Below are 330 nucleotides of genomic sequence, written 5' to 3'. Positions count from 1 at the left end.
GTATCACTCCCTTTGGGAAAGCTTATATAGCCGATAGTGATGCAGGTAGAGGATGTTGGAGAAAGCAAAGGCTGGATTGTAATGATGCAGATACAGACGTCTGTCTGGCACGAAAGTGAGCTGACTTCCGACTGGTCTTCCTTTGCAAGAGAATTTGAAGAACTTTATTCAAGGAGAAACGCAAATGATGATTTCAAAAGAGATTAGTGCCTCTCCTGACAGTGCTCAATGGCAATCCATAAATTGGAAAACTGTTGAGTCACACGTTTTAAAGCTTCAGATGCGTATTGCAAAAGCAACAAGAGAAAGTAAACACGGCAAAGCGAAAGC

The 330-nt window shown here is 42.1% G+C and carries 1 protein-coding gene; it reads left to right on the top strand.

Annotated features, from left to right (window positions below; translation table 11 throughout):
• Positions 1-184: 184 nt before the first annotated feature.
• Positions 185-330: reverse transcriptase N-terminal domain-containing protein (locus JIG41_RS00155; protein ID WP_199524076.1), on the top strand; the 146-nt coding region annotated here is incomplete at its 3' end.

Source organism: Pseudoalteromonas sp. bablab_jr011 (assembly GCF_016464045.1).
In the GTDB taxonomy this organism is placed as follows: domain Bacteria; phylum Pseudomonadota; class Gammaproteobacteria; order Enterobacterales; family Alteromonadaceae; genus Pseudoalteromonas; species Pseudoalteromonas lipolytica.
Note: the sequence above shows the minus strand (reverse complement) of the source record. Positions and strands in the feature narration are given on the sequence as shown.